The sequence below is a fragment of the Flavobacterium koreense genome (genome assembly GCF_054776075.1).
The window spans coordinates 297,354-315,281 of record NZ_BAAHCF010000042.1; the positions used below are offsets into that span (position 1 = coordinate 297,354).

The following is a 17,928-nucleotide window of genomic DNA, read 5'->3' on the forward strand; positions in this document are numbered from 1 at the left end:
TATTGCCTCAATTTTGCTTCATAATAAAAAATAAAAAGAAAAGATTATGTGTGGAATTGTATGCGCCTTTGATTTAAAACAAAAATCAGAATCATTAAGACCTCAAGTATTAGAAATGGCAAAAATCATCCGTCATCGCGGACCAGATTGGAGCGGAATTTTTAGTAACGATAAAGCTATTTTAGCTCACGAACGATTAGCAATTGTTGATCCAGCTTCAGGGAAACAACCTTTGTTTAGTCAAGATAAAAGCTTGGTTCTTGCAGCCAACGGAGAGATTTACAATCACAGAGAATTACGTAAACAATTTGAAGGTAAATATACTTTTCAAACCGAAAGTGATTGTGAAGTAATTCTTGCTTTATATAAAGAAAAAGGAGTTCACTTCATAGACGAAATGAACGGAATTTTTGGATTTGCAATCTACGATGTTGAAAAAGACGAATATTTCATTGCTCGCGACCACATGGGAATTATTCCATTATACATCGGTTGGGACCAATACGGAACATTTTATGTAGCTTCAGAATTAAAAGCTTTAGAAGGATACTGTACAAAAATAGAATTATTTCCACCTGGACATTACATGTCAAGTAAAGATGGTGAATTCGTAAAATGGTACAACAGAGAATGGACAGAATATGATGCTGTAAAAGATAACGCTACAAGCATTGAAGAAATCAAAACTGCTTTAGAAGCAGCTGTTCACCGTCAATTGATGAGCGATGTTCCTTACGGAGTTTTGCTTTCTGGTGGTTTGGATTCATCAATTACTTCGGCAGTTGCAAAAAAATATGCACAAAAACGTATTGAATCAGGTGACACAGTTGATGCTTGGTATCCACAATTACACTCATTTGCTGTTGGTTTAGAAGGTTCTCCAGATTTAGCTGCTGCACAAGTTGTAGCAAATCATTTAGGAACCATTCACCACGAAATTAAATTCACCATTCAAGAAGGTTTAGATGCTGTTCGCGATGTAATTTATAATTTAGAAACTTATGACGTTACTACAATTCGTGCATCAACACCAATGTATTTAATGGCAAGAGTTATTAAATCAATGGGAATCAAAATGGTGCTTTCAGGTGAAGGTTCTGATGAGTTGTTTGGTGGTTATTTATATTTCCATAAAGCTCCAAATGCTAGAGAGTTTCATGAAGAAACAGTACGTAAATTAAGTAAATTACACATGTACGATTGCTTACGTGCTAATAAAAGTTTAGCAGCTTGGGGAATTGAAGGACGTGTGCCATTTTTAGATAAAGAATTTATGGATGTTGCTATGCGCATCAACCCACAAGACAAAATGATTAACGGAGAACGCATGGAAAAATGGGTTTTACGTAAAGCATTCGAAGACATGTTGCCAGCAAGTGTGGCTTGGCGTCAAAAAGAACAATTCAGTGATGGCGTTGGCTACAGTTGGATTGACACTTTAAAAGAAATGGTTGGAAAAGAAATTTCTGATGAGCAATTGGCGAATGCAAAATTCAAATTCCCAATTCAAACACCTACGTCTAAAGAAGAATATTATTATCGTTCTCTTTTTACAGAGCATTTCCCAAGTGATACAGCAGCACTTTGCGTTCCACAAGAAGCTAGCGTTGCTTGTAGTACCAAAATCGCACTCGAATGGGATGAAGCTTTTAAAAACATGAATGATCCATCAGGAAGAGCCGTGGCTAATGTTCACGATGACGCCTATGTAAAAGCATAAAGTCAAGCGTAGTTTCTTGACTTTAGATTGAAGTTTAGTTTGTTTGTTTAAAACGCTTGTCATTTATGATAAGCGTTTTTGTTTAAACTGAAAACTGCAATCTGAACACTGAATACTATTTTTAGCATTTGTCAGTATATCAATCAATTATAAAAACAACTTTTGTTTAAACTTCAAAAAATCGTTTTAAATCAATTAAAATTTATTAAAAGATAAATGTTAATAACTTCTACGACAAAATGCTTTAAAATGCTTTAAAATCATCTTAATAATTATATATTTGCGTGTTAGACAAAAATCATACATACGATATAATTTATTATGAGCGACGAAATTAAAAAAAATAGCTATTCAGCCGACAGTATTCAGGCATTAGAAGGAATGGAGCACGTTAGAATGCGTCCTTCCATGTACATTGGAGATACTGGCGTTAGAGGTTTACACCATTTAGTTTATGAAGTAGTAGATAACTCAATCGATGAGGCTTTAGCAGGTCATTGTGATACTATTGGAGTTTTTATTAACGAAGATAATTCTGTTTCTGTTGAAGACAACGGTCGTGGTATTCCAGTTGATATGCACAAAAAAGAAGGTGTTTCTGCTCTTGAAGTAGTAATGACCAAAATTGGTGCCGGTGGAAAATTCGACAAAGATTCATATAAAGTTTCTGGAGGTCTTCACGGAGTTGGGGTTTCTTGTGTTAATGCACTTTCTGATAATTTAAAAGCAACCGTTTTTAGAGACGGAAAAATATACGAGCAAGAATACGAAAGAGGAAAAGCAATGTATCCTGTAAAGCAAGTTGGTACAACTGACAAACGTGGTACAATGGTTACTTTTCATCCAGATAAAACTATCTTTACTCAAACAATAGAGTATAACTACGATACTTTAGCAGCTCGTATGCGTGAGTTGTCTTTCCTTAACAAAGGAATTACAATTACATTAACTGACAAACGTCGTACAAAAGATAACGGAGAATACGAAGGTGAAGTTTTTCATTCAAAAGAAGGATTGAAAGAATTCGTTAAGTTCTTAGATATGGGTCGTGAGCCAATTATTTCTCACGTAATTAGTATGGAGCACGAAAAAGGAGAAATTCCTGTAGAAGTAGCTTTAGTTTATAATACTAGTTATTCAGAGAATATCTTTTCTTACGTAAACAACATTAATACTCACGAAGGAGGAACGCACTTACAAGGTTTCCGTATGGGATTAACTCGTACGTTGAAAAAATATGCTGACGCTTCAGGATTATTAGATAAATTGAAATTTGAAATTGCTGGTGATGACTTCCGTGAAGGATTGACTGCTATTATTTCGGTAAAAGTTTCTGAACCACAATTTGAAGGACAAACGAAAACCAAACTAGGAAATAGAGAAGTAGTTTCTCCAGTTTCTCAAGCGGTTTCTGAAATGCTTGAAAATTATTTGGAAGAAAATCCAAATGATGCAAAAATCATTGTTCAAAAAGTAATCCTTGCTGCTCAAGCGCGTCACGCTGCTAAAAAAGCTCGTGAAATGGTACAACGTAAAACCGTTTTAGGTGGTGGAGGTTTACCAGGAAAATTATCTGATTGTTCAGAACAAGATCCAGCAAAATGCGAAGTTTACTTAGTCGAAGGAGATTCGGCTGGTGGAACAGCAAAACAAGGTCGTGATAGAAACTTTCAAGCCATCATGCCATTAAGAGGTAAGATTTTGAATGTTGAAAAAGCAATGCACCACAAAGTTTTTGAAAACGAAGAAATCAGAAATATCTTCACTGCTCTTGGTGTAACTATCGGAACAGAAGAAGATTCTAAAGCATTAAATTTAGAAAAATTAAGATACCACAAAGTAATCATCATGTGTGATGCCGATGTCGATGGTAGTCACATTGCTACTTTGATTCTTACGTTCTTCTTCCGTTTTATGCGTGAATTAATTGAAGGCGGTCACGTTTATATTGCTGCGCCACCTTTATATTTAGTTAAAAAAGGAAACAAAAAAGAATACGCTTGGAATGATGATCAACGTGATGCTGCTAACGAAAGAATGGGTGGAAGTGCAGGAATTCAACGTTACAAAGGTCTTGGAGAAATGAATGCAGAGCAATTGTGGGAAACTACAATGGATCCAAATTTCAGAACTTTGCGTCAAGTTACTATTGATAATTTAACTGAGGCAGATAGAGTATTCTCAATGTTGATGGGAGATGAAGTTCCGCCAAGAAGAGAATTTATCGAGAAGAATGCTGTTTACGCAAACATCGATGCGTAATAAGTTTTTACAATATATAATGATAGGGATTTGTCTGATTTTTTCGGGCAAATCCTTTTCTCAATCTATACAAACGATAGAAGACATTGGTTTGTTTCTAACAGATGCAACATTTTACTCTGAAAAATATATTACTCCAGCCACTGATGCTGCTGTATATCAAGCATCTTCAGGTTGGATGACTTCTCCAAAAAAGAGAAAATTGTATGATGTAACCTTGAGTTTGCATGGTAATATGTTTTTTGTACCAAAAAGAGATAGAAGCTTTGAAATTAAAAACTCTGATTTTTCTTTTTTTACCATAGAAAATAATTCTTCAGCAACAGTTCCAACTGCTTTAGGTAGTGATTCACAATACTATTTAATTGGTGAAATTGACAATAACCAAGTTCGTATTGAAACTCCAAAAGGAGTCAATCAAGAAACTATCTTTTATCCTTATTTACAAGGTTCAATCTCGCTTTGGAAAGGATTTGAAGCTGTTGTTAAATTTTCTTCAAAAGTCAAATTAAAACGTGGAGATTATCAAGTATACGGATTTGGATTAAAACATAATTTTAGTCAGTACTTCAAATCGTTAGAATCTAAAAAAATACATTTAGCTGGATTAGTAGCTTACTCTAAAGAAGAAATAAGTTTTGGATTTTTAGACACTTATACTAATTATGGTAATTTAGGTATTAATGAGATTACAGGAGAAGTGGATACATGGCAGTTTCAGCTGAGTGCATCTAAAGAATGGAAGAGATTTGAATTAATGACCAGTTTTATTGCTAATCAAAGTGATTTTAAATACTATTTGTCTGGACCAAAAGGTGAAATAGAAAATTTTATTCCGGTGCAATATATTTTGAACGAAAAACTAAAAGATATTTACAAATCAAAATTCAATACTATTGGAGAAATTTCAGGTAGATATCAATTTAGCAAAATTTATGTTCAAACTTCATTTGCTTTTGGTAAATTTGTAAACACAAACTTATCCGTACAATACGAATTTTAATTTTTATCAATATAAATAAACACACAATACAATGAAAGTTACCATAGTAGGAGCAGGAAACGTAGGAGCTACATGCGCAGACGCTATTGCTTACAGAAGAATTGCGAGTGAAATCGTATTATTAGACATTAGAGAAGGATTTGCAGAAGGAAAAGCTTTAGACATTATGCAAACGCAAACTACTTTAGGATTCAATACAAAGGTTTCTGGAAGTACAAATGACTATTCAAAAACTGCAGGAAGTGATGTAGTAGTTATTACATCTGGAATTCCAAGAAAACCTGGAATGACTCGTGAAGAGTTAATCGGAATTAATGCAGGAATTGTAAAAGGAGTGGCTGAAAATTTATTAGCACATTCACCAAATGCAATTGTAGTTGTAGTTTCTAATCCAATGGATACAATGACTTATTTGACATTAAAAGCTACAGGTTTACCAAAAAACAGAATTATTGGAATGGGTGGAACTTTAGATAGTTCTCGTTTCAAAACTTATTTATCTTTAGCTTTAGACAAACCAGCTAACGATATTCAAGGAATGGTTATTGGTGGTCATGGAGATACTACTATGATTCCTTTAACAAGATTGGCATCTTACAACGGAGTTCCAGTTTCAGAATTTTTATCAGCTGATGAATTAGCAAAAGTTTCTGCAGATACAATGGTTGGAGGAGCAACTCTTACAGCTTTATTAGGAACTTCTGCATGGTATGCGCCAGGAGCTTCTGTAGCATTTTTAGTTGATTCTATCTTAAATGATCAAAAGAAAATGATTCCTTGTTCAGTAATGTTAGAAGGTGAATATGGACAAAGCGATATCTGTATCGGAGTGCCATGTATCATCGGAAGAAATGGTATTGAAAAAATTGTGAACATTGAATTAAACGAAGAAGAAAAAGCAAAATTTGCTAAGAGTGCAGACGCAGTTAGAGCAATGAATGGTGATTTGAAATCGATTTTATCATAAATTAAAATACAATAGATTAAAAAGACTGCATTTTTGCAGTCTTTTTTTTGATATTAATGTGTAAATAATTTGTTAATCTTTAGGTTAATTATATATTTGCACGTTTCAAAAAACGTGTACAAAAGTATTTTTATTGATTTACATTGAAAATCAATGGCTTACTTTATATTTACTTGTTTTTTTAAACCCAACAAACAAAAATTAATTAATTTTTAGTAATAATGCAGAATAAAGGACTTATTAAATTTTTCGCAATTCTATTTGCACTGGTAAGTATTTACCAACTTTCTTTCACATTTGTATCTAACGGTGTTCAAAATGACGCTAAAGCATTTGCAAAAGGAAACCAAGATAAAGAAATAGAATATCTAAACGATATTAAAAACAAAAAGGTTTTTAGTATGTTTGGTCTTGTTGATTACACTTATGATGAGGTAGTCGGTAAACAAATCAACAAAGGTCTTGACCTTGAAGGAGGAATCAACGTTATTCTTCAAATTTCGGTTAAAGATGTTTTGAAAGGTCTTTCTAACAATTCTAAAAATGCCGTTTTCAATAAAGCATTAGAAGATGCAAAGGTTAATCAACAAGGAAATCAATCTTATTTAGATGCTTTCTTTGTGGCTTTTGATGCTATCAAAGGTGATACAAAATTAGCTTCTCCAGATATTTTTGCAAACAAAAATTTATCTGATGAAATCAATTTTAAAATGTCTGATGAGGAAACTAAAAAAGTTATCAGAAGAAAAGTTGATGAATCAGTTGAATCTGCTTTTGGCGTATTAAGAAAACGTATCGATAAATTTGGTGTTACTCAACCAAACATTGCTAAACTTGGACAAACAGGAAGAATTCTTGTTGAATTACCAGGTGCTAAAGATGTTGACCGTATCAAAAAATTATTACAATCAACAGCTCAATTAGAGTTTTGGGAAACATACAAAATTGATGAAGTAGGTGGTTTCTTAATGGCTGCAAACGACGCTTTGAAAGCTACTGAAAAGAATGCAACTACTCCAGAAGTAAAAACTGTAACAAACGATTCTATTAAAGATATGTTAGCTAATAAAGCTAATGATTCTGTTGATTCTAAAAAAGGAGGTAATCCTATATTAGATAAATTTGTAGGTCAAGGTGGTGGACCAATTTTAGGTATTGTTTCTGTAAAAGATACAGCTAAAATTAACTCTTATTTAAAAAGAGCAGATATTCGTTCTTTATTACCAGCTGACAAACGTTTTGCAAAATTTGTTTGGGGTAAACCAACTATTACTAAAGACGAAAAAACTAAAGCTGATATTGAAACTTTTGAACTTTATGCTTTAAAAGGAAATAAAGATGATGTTGCACCATTAAGTGGTGGAGTTATCACTGATGCAAGAGATACTTTTGATCAATTAGGTAAGCCTGCAGTTTCTATGCAAATGAATGGTCAAGGTGCTAAAGTATGGGAGCAATTAACAGGAAATGCATTTACAACAAAAGGTTATATCGCTATTGCACTTGATGATGTAGTTTATTCTGCTCCAGGTGTTTCTACAGGACCAATTGCTGGTGGTAGATCAGAAATTTCAGGAAATTTTGATGTTACTGAAACTAAAGATTTAGCGAATGTATTAAGAGCTGGTAAATTGCCTGCTGCTGCTGAAATTGTTCAATCAGAAGTGGTTGGGCCATCATTAGGAGAGAAAGCTATTCATGCTGGATTCATTTCTTCTATTGTAGGTTTCTTATTAGTTTGTTTATGGATGGTATTCTACTATGGTAGAGCTGGTTGGTATGCAAATATTGCATTATTAGTAAACTTACTTTTCTTATTCGGAATTTTAGCAAGTTTAGGTGCTGTATTGACTTTACCTGGTATTGCAGGTATCGTGTTAACACTTGGTACTGCTGTAGATGCAAACATCATTATATATGAAAGAGCAAAAGAAGAACTACGTGAAGGAAAAACTTTAGGTGATGCAGTCGTTGCATCTTATGGTTGGAAAGGAGCTATGCGTTCTATTATTGATGCAAACGTTACTCACGTATTAACTGGAGCTATCTTATTTATTTTCGGAACAGGACCTATTCAAGGTTTCGCAACTACATTATTAATTGGTATTATAACTTCATTGTTTACTTCAATCTTTATTGCAAGAATCTTTATTGATAAAGATATTGCTAATAATAGAAGTTTAACATTCACAACGCCATTAACTAAAAATTGGTTTACAGGTTTCCACTTCGACTTTATTGGAGTTAAAAAATGGACTTACTTGTTCTCTTCTGCAGTTGTAGTAGTGAGTTTAGTTTCAATTTTCTTTTTAAATGGTCTTGACGAAGGTGTTGATTTTGTTGGAGGAAGAACTTTCCAAGTAAAATTTGAAAAAGCAGTTGAGCCAACTCTAGTTTCTGAAGAATTGTCTAAAGAATTTGGAACTGCTGTTGAAGCAAAAGTATTTGGTGATGATGATCAATTAAAATTGACTACTAAATATAAAATCAAAGAAGAAAGTGCTAACGTAGATGAAGAAGTAAATAAAAAGTTATACAAAGTTTTAGGTAAATATTATACCAAAACTTCTTATGAAAACTTTATCAATTCATACGATGGTAAACAATTAGGAGTTTTACAAGCTTCTAAAGTTGGAGCAGCTATCTCTGCCGATATCAAAACAAACTCTTTCTGGGCTGTTATTGGTGCAATGCTAGTTGTTGGACTTTATTTAGTAATTTCATTCCGTAAATGGCAATATTCATTAGGAGCTATCGCTGCGGTATTACATGACGTTATCTTTGTATTAGGATTATACTCATTATTATACAAAGTGATGCCTTTCCACATGGAAATGGATCAGCACTTCATTGCGGCAATCTTAACTGTTATTGGATATTCTATGAACGATACTGTAATTGTATTTGATAGAATTAGAGAGTTCTTAGCTGGAAATGTTAAAGGTACTTTCAAAGAAGTAGTAAATGCTTCTATTAATACTACATTATCAAGAACATTGAATACGTCTTTAACCATGATTTTAGTATTGTTAATCATGTTTATTTTCGGTGGAGAGTCTATTAGAGGATTTATCTTCGCAATGCTTGTTGGTATTGTTGTAGGAACATATTCATCTTTATTTATTGCAACACCAGTTTTAGTTGACTCAATGAATAAGAAAGATATTAAAGAGATTGAAGAGCGTCACCATTCATAAGTGAATTGCTTATAAATATAAAAGCTACCTTGTTTAAGGTAGCTTTTTTTTATGGATTAAAGTTTGATATTTAGTCTTGGTTCAATGTATTAGTTCTCAAATAAGTTTAAATTCTATAATTGTTAAAACCATTTTTATTTTATCCAACCGACTTTTCTTTTCCAAAGGTTGAATTCTTTTTCTCTTTCATGAAGATTTTTTGGAACCCTTTGGTTTTCGCTTTCTGCTTGTAATCTTATGATTTGCGTTTGTTCTTCAAGAGTATTTAGTCCAATTTTTAATCTTCTGACGTTAACTTTCAAAAGGTCATCATATTCATTAGGACTTAACTCTCCATTTTTGTCCCAATCGAATTGAGTTCCGTATAATTGAGGCATTCCCTCTAGAACACTTATTCTATCCGTTAAACTTGCTAAATTCTTCTCATAAACTTTATTTTCAATAGCTACATTTTCTAATAGTTTTAGACACTTTTTCATGAATTCAGGTTTACTTATAGAATGTTGAATAATCAACCAAGCTGATTCACTAGCCTCAATTCCGACTTTTTCAATTGTTGGAAAACCAATTTCGTCAATAATTTCATTTAGTTTTTCTGCATTTTTTATGTGAAGAATTTCCATTTCATTGTTGTAACCTTCAGATAGCTTTTTTTCTTTAATAAGTTTCTCTCGAAACTTTAAATCAGCATCTTTTAATTCAATTATCAATTTAGCAATTTTTAGAAAATTCATTTTGCAGATAAATTTAAGTTTCGGATGAGCTAAAATAGCAACAAATTATGTGATTTTGGTATTAGTAATACTATTTTAATAGTATAAAAAAAGAGAACTAATTTAGTTCTCTTTTTATTATATGGTATAAAATTCTAAATATCAATATCTTCAGGTAGCGGTTCTTCTGCCATAAATAAATAATACAATCCAACAAGAATAAATGGTACACTCAGCCATTGTCCAGTTGAAAATAAACCAAGTGAATTCTCAAAACCACCTTGACTTTCTTTTACAAACTCTACTACAAAACGAACAGACCATAAAAGAATTAGAAAAATTCCAAAAATTAAACCATGTTTCCTTGGAGTATCTGTTTTCCAGTACAAGAACAATAAGATAAAAAATACAAAAATATAGGCAAAAGCTTCATAAAGTTGTGCCGGATGTTTTAAAGGAACTTGTGCTAAGAGATTTGCAAATTTGGGATTGTTTACAATGGCATCATATGCTAAATCTGGATTTGCAATCTGAGTTTGATTCATGGCATCTTGAGGTGAAAAGTAATCTCTTACGAATTTAATTCCAAAAGTTTCATTGGTAGTTATTTTCCCAACAATTTCAGAATTAAAGAAGTTACCTAATCTTACAAAAATAGCACCACAAGCAACAGGTATCACAACTCTATCTAGAACCCAAAGTAAAGGTTTGTTTACTACTTTTTTGCTGTAAAAATACATTACAATAATTATTGCAATTGCAGCTCCATGGCTTGCTAATCCTGCAAAACCTGTAAATTGAAATTCTGGTTCAAATTTAAAGGGTAATAATATTTCAAGAGGATGGTTTCTAAAGTATTCCCAATCATAAAAAAACACATGTCCTAAACGAGCGCCAAACAATGTTGCTAAAACTGTCCATACGAAAAGAGTGTCCAATTTGTCTAAAGATTCTTTTTCGTTTATAAAAATCTTTTTCATGATGTACCAACCTAATCCAAATGCAATTACAAACATTAAGCTGTAAAACCTCAAATTAAGAGAGCCAATATGTATTCCTTCTGACGGATTCCAAATCATTTTTTGTGTTTTTTAATATGAATTTTATCAAAAATAGTAATTTTAAAATTACTTAATTCTAAAATTATGTTATTTATGAGTACATTTTTTTTCAGGGACAGGGTCATAACCAGTTTTTCCCCATGGATGACAACTTAAAATTCTTTTAATTCCTAAATAAGATCCTTTTATCAATCCGTGAACTTTTAACGCTTCAAGAAAATAACTGGAACATGTAGGTTCAAATCGACAAGTTGAAGGAGTGAATGGTGATATTGCTTCTTGATAAAACCGAATAAGTAGTACAAGAGGAAAAATAATTATTTTTTTCACCATTTGAATTTTGATTAAACACTAAAGGATGTTCCTTCTTTTCCGTCTTTTAGTTGAATGCCAAGGGCTAATAATTTATCTCTAATTTCATCTGAAAGTGACCAGTTTTTATTTGCTCTTGCTTCATTTCGCATTTCAATTAGCATTTCGACAACGCCTTCTAATTTTTCTGCGTTATTTCCAGAAGATTTTTCATTTCTAATACCTAAAACTTCGAAAGTAAATTCCTCTAAAGTCTTTTTTAGCAGATCTAAATCAGATGAAGTTATTGATTCTCTTTTATCATTAAGTAAATTCACAAAACGTACTCCTTCAAAAAGTTGAGCGATTAAAATTGGTGTATTGAAATCATCATTCATTGCATCATAACAACTTTGGCTCCAAGTGGAAATATCTAAAGTAGAAGAAGAACTTGTTTGAATATCGTTCAAAAGTTGAAGACCTTCCATCAATCTACTGAAGCCTTTTTCACTTGCTACCATTGCATCGTTAGAAATATCTAAAACACTTCTATAATGAGCTTGTAAAAAGCAAAAACGAACTACATTTGGGTGAAAAGGTTTTTCAAAAAAATTATTTCCACCTTCAATCAGTTCCATTGGAAGAATATAATTTCCAGTAGATTTACTCATTCTTAAACCGTTCATTGTTAGCATGTTTGTATGCATCCAATGTCTTACTGGTGAAACTCCATTGCAAGCTTTTCCTTGTGCAATTTCACATTCGTGATGAGGGAATTTCAAATCCATTCCACCACCATGAATATCAAACTGTTCTCCAAGATATTTAGTACTCATTGCGGTACATTCAAGATGCCAACCAGGAAAACCTTCGCCCCAAGGAGAGTTCCATCTCATAATGTGTGCAGGAGTCGCATGTTTCCATAATGCAAAATCTTGAGGATTTTTTTTCTCGTTTTGACCATCCAAATCACGAGTATTTGCTAGTAATTCTTCAACATTTCTGTTGTTTAATTCACCATAATTCAAACCTCTTTTGTTATACTCTAAAACGTCAAAATAAACCGAACCATTGCTTTCATAAGCGAATCCTTCATCTATTAATTTTTGAGTTAATTCTATTTGTTCAAGTATATGACCAGTTGCTGTTGGTTCAATATTTGGAGGAAGAAAATTGAATAAATCCAATACTTTGTGAAAATCAACAGTATATTTTTGAACCACTTCCATAGGTTCTAATTTTTCTAATCTTGATTGTTTTACAAATCTATCATTTTCAATATCGCCATCATCTGTTAAATGTCCAGCATCAGTGATATTTCTAACATAACGAACTTTATAGTTTAAATGTAAAAGGTATCTGTATATAACATCAAAACTCATAAAAGTTCTAACATTACCTAGATGTACATTGCTATATACAGTTGGTCCACAAACATACATTCCAATAGTACCATCTGTTATTGGAGTGAAAATTTCTTTTTCTCCAGAAAGAGAATTATAAATTTTAAGTGTTTGATTTTTATAAAGTTGCATATTATATTTATTGTTTTATTGATAAGTAAATGATTAGAAATCTAGAAATTTGTGTCTAATTTTATGTAATCTAAAAATTCTCTTCTAACTATATCATTTTTAAATTTTCCTCCGAATTCAGCAGTTACAGTACTACTTTCAATATCTCTTATTCCACGAGAATTTACACAAAGATGTTTTGCATCAATAATACAGGCTACATTTTCTGTGTTTAAAACTTTTTGAAGTTCTTTAACAATTTGAATGGTTAATCTTTCTTGAACTTGAGGTCTTTTAGCAAAATAATCTACAACTCTATTCATTTTTGACAATCCAACCACAGTTCCATTTGAGATATAAGCAATATGAGCTCGTCCTACTATTGGTAGTAGGTGATGTTCACATGTTGAATAAACAGTAATGTTTTTTTCAACAAGCATTTCGTTGTATTTGTATTTATTGTCAAAAGTAGAAGAACTTGGTTTTTTATTTGGATTCAAACCACCAAATATTTCTTTAACAAACATTTTTGCCACACGATTAGGTGTGCCTTTTAAACTATCGTCAGTTAGGTCCATTCCAAGAGTGAAAAGTATATTTTCGACATCTTTTTTTATTAATTCGATTTTCTCTTCATCCGTTTTTTCAAACGCATCTTTTCTAAGAGGTGTTTGCTCATTTGTGGCAATATGATTGTTTCCGATTTCGTCGGCAAATTCTTCGTTATTGGTCATTTTTTAATAAGATTTTTTTAGCAAATTTTAATTGCAAAGATAAATATTATTGAATTATAATTAGCAATGGAAACTCTATTTTTAAAAATTAGAAATTTTAAGATAAATTTTGGTTAAATTTATGTATATTTCGCTCCTTAAAATGTATTATGCAATGAAAAGAAATACTCTAATTATATTGTTAAGTTGCCTGTTTATCAATGTTATAACGGCTCAAAATTTATTAGTTAATGGTAATTTTGAATCAGGTGGAGTAGGTGTAGGATTTAACATCAATAGTACAGGATATAATTATGTAGCAACTCCAACAAGTTCGACTTCACCAGGAGATTATTCGTTTGGAGCCAATCCTCAACCTTACAATACGTCTAATTTTATAAGTGGTTTTGATCATACAACTGGTTTAGTAACTGGTAAAATGATGATTATTGATGGTAGTACAGATGGTGGAAATCCAAGTTTTTGGAAAGCCGGAAATTCTGGAGGTGGAGTTTGCGGATTAACTGTTGGAGCAACATATACTTTTCGTTATTGGGTAAAAACAATTTCAACAAATGTAACAGGGGTGTCGACACAACCAGATATTAGAGTAGTTTTTAATAATGCAACAATTTTAACATCGCCACCAAGTTTTTTAGCGCCTTTACCTGCTGCTGGTTGGGAAATGAGAACCTATACTTTTACACCAACAAATGCTTGTGTAAATATTGAACTAAGAAATTTTAATACGAATCCTGTTGGAAATGATTTTGCTATAGACGATTTGTCTTTAACGCCACCTGCTTCACCATTATCAATAACTTATTCTGCTTTAAATACGTCATGTCCTGCATCTTCAGATGGATCAATAGCAATTTATGCCACTGGAGGTACACAATCTTACACTAGTTATTCAATTACAGGTCCTGTTTCACAAACAAATGCATTAGGAATTTTTACAGGTTTGCCTGCAGGTACATACACAATATCAGTAACAGATAGCGCTCCAACAACAGTTAGTCAGTCAAACGTTGTTATTGCTAATCCAGTAAACCCTTTAGTAGTTTCTTCTAATACAGGTATTTGTAATGGAAGTAATACAACATTATCTGTTAGTGGAGGTTCAACTTACACTTGGACAGCATCACCAGCAGATCCATCATTGACAACTCCAAATAGTGCAACACCTACAGTTAGTCCTACAGTTAATACAACATATACTGTTACTTCATCAATAACTTCACCTAGAAGCTTAATTGTTAATGGAGATTTTTCACAAGGAAATAGTGGTTTTGGTACTGATTATCAATATCTAACATCAGCACCAGTAGTTGGAGTTCAAAGGGCTTATGGAATTGTTACAAATCCAAGTTCTTGGTTTACACCTTTTTCCATTTGTGGTGATCATACCACAGGTACAGGAAATATGATGGTTGTTGATGGTTCAAATTTAAATGCTGGGAATGACAGATTATGGAGTCAAACGGTTCCAGTTTTGCCTGGTCAAAATCATACTTTTAGTTATTGGATTCAAACAGTTGCAACACCAAATCCTGCTCAAATAGAAGTTCTAATAAATGGAGTGTCACAAGGAATCGGATTAGCTCCAGCTATTGCAACATGTGGAAATTGGACGCAATATTCATACGTTTGGAATTCTGGTGCAAGTAATACTGCACAAATCGTTATGTATGACAGAACTACTTCTGTTTCAGGAAATGATTTTGCGATTGATGATATATCATTTACTACAAATGCTACTTGTTCTGTTTCTAAGTCAGTTATTGTTACAGTTAATACTTTAGCTTTAATTGTACCTGGTAATCAAATTGTATGTAATGGTACATTAATACCTTCTTTGTCATTTCCAACTAATTTACCAGGATCAACAGTATCATGGACAAACAATAATCCTCTATTGGCGATAGGAAGTGCTGGTTTAGGAAATTTAACTAACGTACTTGCAACTAATACAACTTCTGCTCCAATTGTAGCAACTATTACAGTGACTGCTTCTTTGAGTGGTTGTACAGATGTTACTAATAGTTTTACAATTACTATAAATCCATCACCATCAGTATTGGTTAACAGTCCTGTTAAATGTACTGGTGATATAGCTCCAGTTTTAATTCAAGCTACACCTTCAGTTGCTGGAACTTATAATTATGCTTGGACTGTTCCTGCAGGAGTTCCTGCACCTGGTAACGTGCCTAGTTTTAATAGTGCAATTGCTGGAAATTATACAGTTGTAATTACTAATGCAACGACTGGATGTATAAGTCAACCTTCAACAGGAACTCTAACTTATATAACAAATTGTTGCCCAGATGAAATTACAATTGATGCTCCAAACCCAGTTTTATGTAATGCATCTAGTTGTACCACTATTACAGCATCATATATAGATATTAAAGATACCACTTCTTATACTGTGGCATCTATTCCTTATGCGCCTCTAGCGCCATTAGGTAATGCAGGAACATCATTATGTAATATTGATGACGCCTACTCAGCAGCTACACCTTTACCATTTGATTTTAGTTTTTATGGTAGTTGTTTTGACGCATTTCAATTAAGTACTAATACTTATTTAACTTTTGTTACAACGAATCCTAATTGTCAACCAGCAACAAGTCCTTGGCCATTTACTGCAGCTATACCAGCTTTGGGTACAGCTCAACCTGAATTTTTAAATTCCATTTTCTTTCCAATGCAGGATACAAATCCTAATGTTCCAGCTACACCACCAGTTGATGTTAGATATATTGTTGATGGTGTTGCTCCGTGCAGAAAGTTGATTGTGAATGTAAGAAACATGCCTTTGTTTTCATGTGGAACTGCACAAGGTTTGCAAGAGAGTCAATTGGTTTTATATGAATCAACTAATATAATTGATATACACGTTAAAAGAAGAAGCGTTTGTGCTGGATGGAATAGTGGTAGTGGTGTTATAGGCATACATGGTCAAGTAGCAGCTGAAGGACTTGCTGCACCTGGTAGAAATACAGGTACTTGGATTGCAAATGATGAATCATGGAGGTTTACACCTTCAGGACCTTCTTTGACTTCATTCAGATGGTTACAAAATGGAAATCCAATAGGCACAACTCCAACTATTTCTGTTTGTCCATCAGTTACAACAACTTACACAGCAGAAGTTAGATATACTCAATGTAATGTCCCAGGACCACCAGCAACTATTGTAAGAACAGTTACAGAACCTGTTACTATTGAGGTTTTTCCTGATGATACTTTAACACCAAATTCAATTACAAATTGTATTCCAAATAATGTATTTAATTTAACATCAAATGAAGCTACAGTTTTAGGTCCGTTGAATGGAACAGGTGCATATGATGTTTATTATTATACAAACCAAGCTGATGCTGAAAATGCTGCAGCTAATAGTATTGCTAATCCAGCTGCATATGTTTTAGCATCTGGTACAAGTCAAACTATTTATATGAGTTTAATTAGTACAAATAATCCTTGTATAAGAGTTAAGTCTTTTAATATAATTTTGGATGATTGTTCTACTTGTCCAACCATAACAAATCCATCACCAACTCAAACATTATGTTTGAATTCAGACCCATCACCGTTTACAGTAAATACTACATTTACTGGAGCAAATAGTATAAGTTATGTGTATTTTACAACACCACAAGTTGGGACAAATATGTATACTGGAGGTACTTTACTTGCAACTGTTACACCTAATGCTGGTGGAATTGCAACTTATGATGCACCAGTTTTAGGAAGCGCAGGTTCTTTACCTAATGTTTTAGGAACTTATTATGTATATGCTATTGCAAACCCAGCGCCTTCAGATGTTACTTGTAGACCATTTCAATTGATTCAAGTAAATGTAAATACATCACCAAATGCCGGAACTGATGGAAATACAACAATTTGTGAAACATCAACTACTGCAATAAATTTATTTAATTTAATTACAGGCGAGCAAGCTGGAGGAACTTGGTCACAAACTAGTGGAACAGGTGGAGTTTTCAATGCGACAGCAGGAACTTACACGCCTGCAATTGGAGCTACAACAAGTACTTTTAATTATACTTTAACAGGAGCAGCACCTTGTACAGGAGATTTTAGTATAGCAACAGTAAACATAAACCCTCAACCAAATGCAGGTAACGATGGCACATTAGTTATATGTTTAGGAAATCTAACAACAGTTGATTTATTTAGTATTATTACTAGTGAACAATCTGGAGGTTCTTGGGTAAGAACATCAGGAACTGGAGGAACTTTTAATGCTCTTGCTGGAACTTTCACACCATCTGCAACAACTACAAATAGTACTTTTACATATACTTTGTTAGGAATCACACCATGTATAGATGATTCAAGTATTGCTACAATAAATTTTGTTTCCCAACCAACAGCTGGCATCGATGGCAGTTTAAATATTTGCGGTAGTAGTTCTACACCTATTAATTTATTTAGTTTGATTACAGGCGAGAGTTCAG

The 17,928-nt window shown here is 32.9% G+C and carries 10 protein-coding genes and 1 pseudogene; 6 read left to right on the forward strand and 5 right to left on the reverse strand.

Annotated elements, in window-relative coordinates; all coding sequences use genetic code 11:
- Positions 1 to 46: 46 nt before the first annotated feature.
- The 5 genes from asnB to secDF all read left to right on the forward strand — a co-directional run bounded on the left by asnB (position 47) and on the right by secDF (position 9,149).
- Positions 47 to 1,720, forward strand: coding sequence for an asparagine synthase B (gene asnB, locus ACYU7A_RS14835; RefSeq protein ID WP_460577762.1), 1,674 nt, complete (start codon positions 47 to 49; stop codon positions 1,718 to 1,720).
- Between the two features lie 321 nt (positions 1,721 to 2,041).
- Entirely contained in the window at positions 2,042 to 3,982 is a 1,941-nt protein-coding gene (gene gyrB, locus ACYU7A_RS14840; RefSeq protein ID WP_460577764.1) for a DNA topoisomerase (ATP-hydrolyzing) subunit B, read from the forward strand.
- Entirely contained in the window at positions 3,975 to 4,985 is a 1,011-nt protein-coding gene (locus ACYU7A_RS14845; protein WP_460577766.1) for a DUF6588 family protein, read from the forward strand. The genes gyrB and ACYU7A_RS14845 overlap by 8 nt, the downstream gene beginning before the upstream one ends.
- Positions 4,986 to 5,016: 31 nt before the next feature.
- Positions 5,017 to 5,952, forward strand: coding sequence for a malate dehydrogenase (gene mdh, locus ACYU7A_RS14850; protein ID WP_298302043.1), 936 nt, complete (start codon positions 5,017 to 5,019; stop codon positions 5,950 to 5,952).
- 221 nt (positions 5,953 to 6,173) lie between these two features.
- Positions 6,174 to 9,149: a protein translocase subunit SecDF gene (secDF, locus tag ACYU7A_RS14855; RefSeq protein ID WP_460577768.1), complete on the forward strand. Its 2,976-nt coding sequence runs from the start codon at positions 6,174 to 6,176 to the stop codon at positions 9,147 to 9,149.
- Positions 9,150 to 9,283: 134 nt separating this feature from the next.
- Here secDF and ACYU7A_RS14860 read toward each other — a convergent pair whose 3' ends face one another.
- From ACYU7A_RS14860 to folE, 5 genes are all read right to left on the reverse strand, one after another.
- Positions 9,284 to 9,883, reverse strand: a complete 600-nt coding sequence (locus ACYU7A_RS14860) for a DUF6624 domain-containing protein (protein ID WP_460577770.1) — start codon at positions 9,881 to 9,883, stop codon at positions 9,284 to 9,286.
- 134 nt (positions 9,884 to 10,017) lie between these two features.
- Positions 10,018 to 10,941: a prolipoprotein diacylglyceryl transferase gene (lgt, locus tag ACYU7A_RS14865; RefSeq protein WP_460577772.1), complete on the reverse strand. Its 924-nt coding sequence runs from the start codon at positions 10,939 to 10,941 to the stop codon at positions 10,018 to 10,020.
- A 69-nt stretch (positions 10,942 to 11,010) separates the two neighbouring features.
- Positions 11,011 to 11,256, reverse strand: coding sequence for a membrane protein insertion efficiency factor YidD (yidD, locus tag ACYU7A_RS14870; RefSeq protein WP_460577774.1), 246 nt, complete (start codon positions 11,254 to 11,256; stop codon positions 11,011 to 11,013).
- Positions 11,257 to 11,267: 11 nt separating this feature from the next.
- Entirely contained in the window at positions 11,268 to 12,749 is a 1,482-nt protein-coding gene (gene cysS / locus ACYU7A_RS14875) for a cysteine--tRNA ligase (RefSeq protein ID WP_460577776.1), read from the reverse strand.
- A 41-nt stretch (positions 12,750 to 12,790) separates the two neighbouring features.
- Positions 12,791 to 13,462, reverse strand: a complete 672-nt coding sequence (gene folE / locus ACYU7A_RS14880; RefSeq protein ID WP_460577778.1) for a GTP cyclohydrolase I FolE — start codon at positions 13,460 to 13,462, stop codon at positions 12,791 to 12,793.
- Positions 13,463 to 13,616: 154 nt separating this feature from the next.
- Here folE and ACYU7A_RS14885 point away from each other — a divergent pair.
- A pseudogene (locus ACYU7A_RS14885) lies at positions 13,617 to 17,928 on the forward strand (hypothetical protein); the annotation flags it as partial.

Excerpts from the sequence above, each read along its gene's own strand:
- ACYU7A_RS14845 (WP_460577766.1), top strand. The coding sequence starts at position 3,975 with ATGCGTAATAAGTTTTTACAATATATAATGATAGGGATTTGTCTGATT.
- ACYU7A_RS14860 (WP_460577770.1), bottom strand. The coding sequence starts at position 9,883 with ATGAATTTTCTAAAAATTGCTAAATTGATAATTGAATTAAAAGATGCT.
- mdh (WP_298302043.1), top strand. The coding sequence starts at position 5,017 with ATGAAAGTTACCATAGTAGGAGCAGGAAACGTAGGAGCTACATGCGCA.
- yidD (WP_460577774.1), bottom strand. The coding sequence starts at position 11,256 with ATGGTGAAAAAAATAATTATTTTTCCTCTTGTACTACTTATTCGGTTT.
- asnB (WP_460577762.1), top strand. The coding sequence starts at position 47 with ATGTGTGGAATTGTATGCGCCTTTGATTTAAAACAAAAATCAGAATCA.
- gyrB (WP_460577764.1), top strand. The coding sequence starts at position 2,042 with ATGAGCGACGAAATTAAAAAAAATAGCTATTCAGCCGACAGTATTCAG.
- folE (WP_460577778.1), bottom strand. The coding sequence starts at position 13,462 with ATGACCAATAACGAAGAATTTGCCGACGAAATCGGAAACAATCATATT.
- cysS (WP_460577776.1), bottom strand. The coding sequence starts at position 12,749 with ATGCAACTTTATAAAAATCAAACACTTAAAATTTATAATTCTCTTTCT.
- lgt (WP_460577772.1), bottom strand. The coding sequence starts at position 10,941 with ATGATTTGGAATCCGTCAGAAGGAATACATATTGGCTCTCTTAATTTG.
- secDF (WP_460577768.1), top strand. The coding sequence starts at position 6,174 with ATGCAGAATAAAGGACTTATTAAATTTTTCGCAATTCTATTTGCACTG.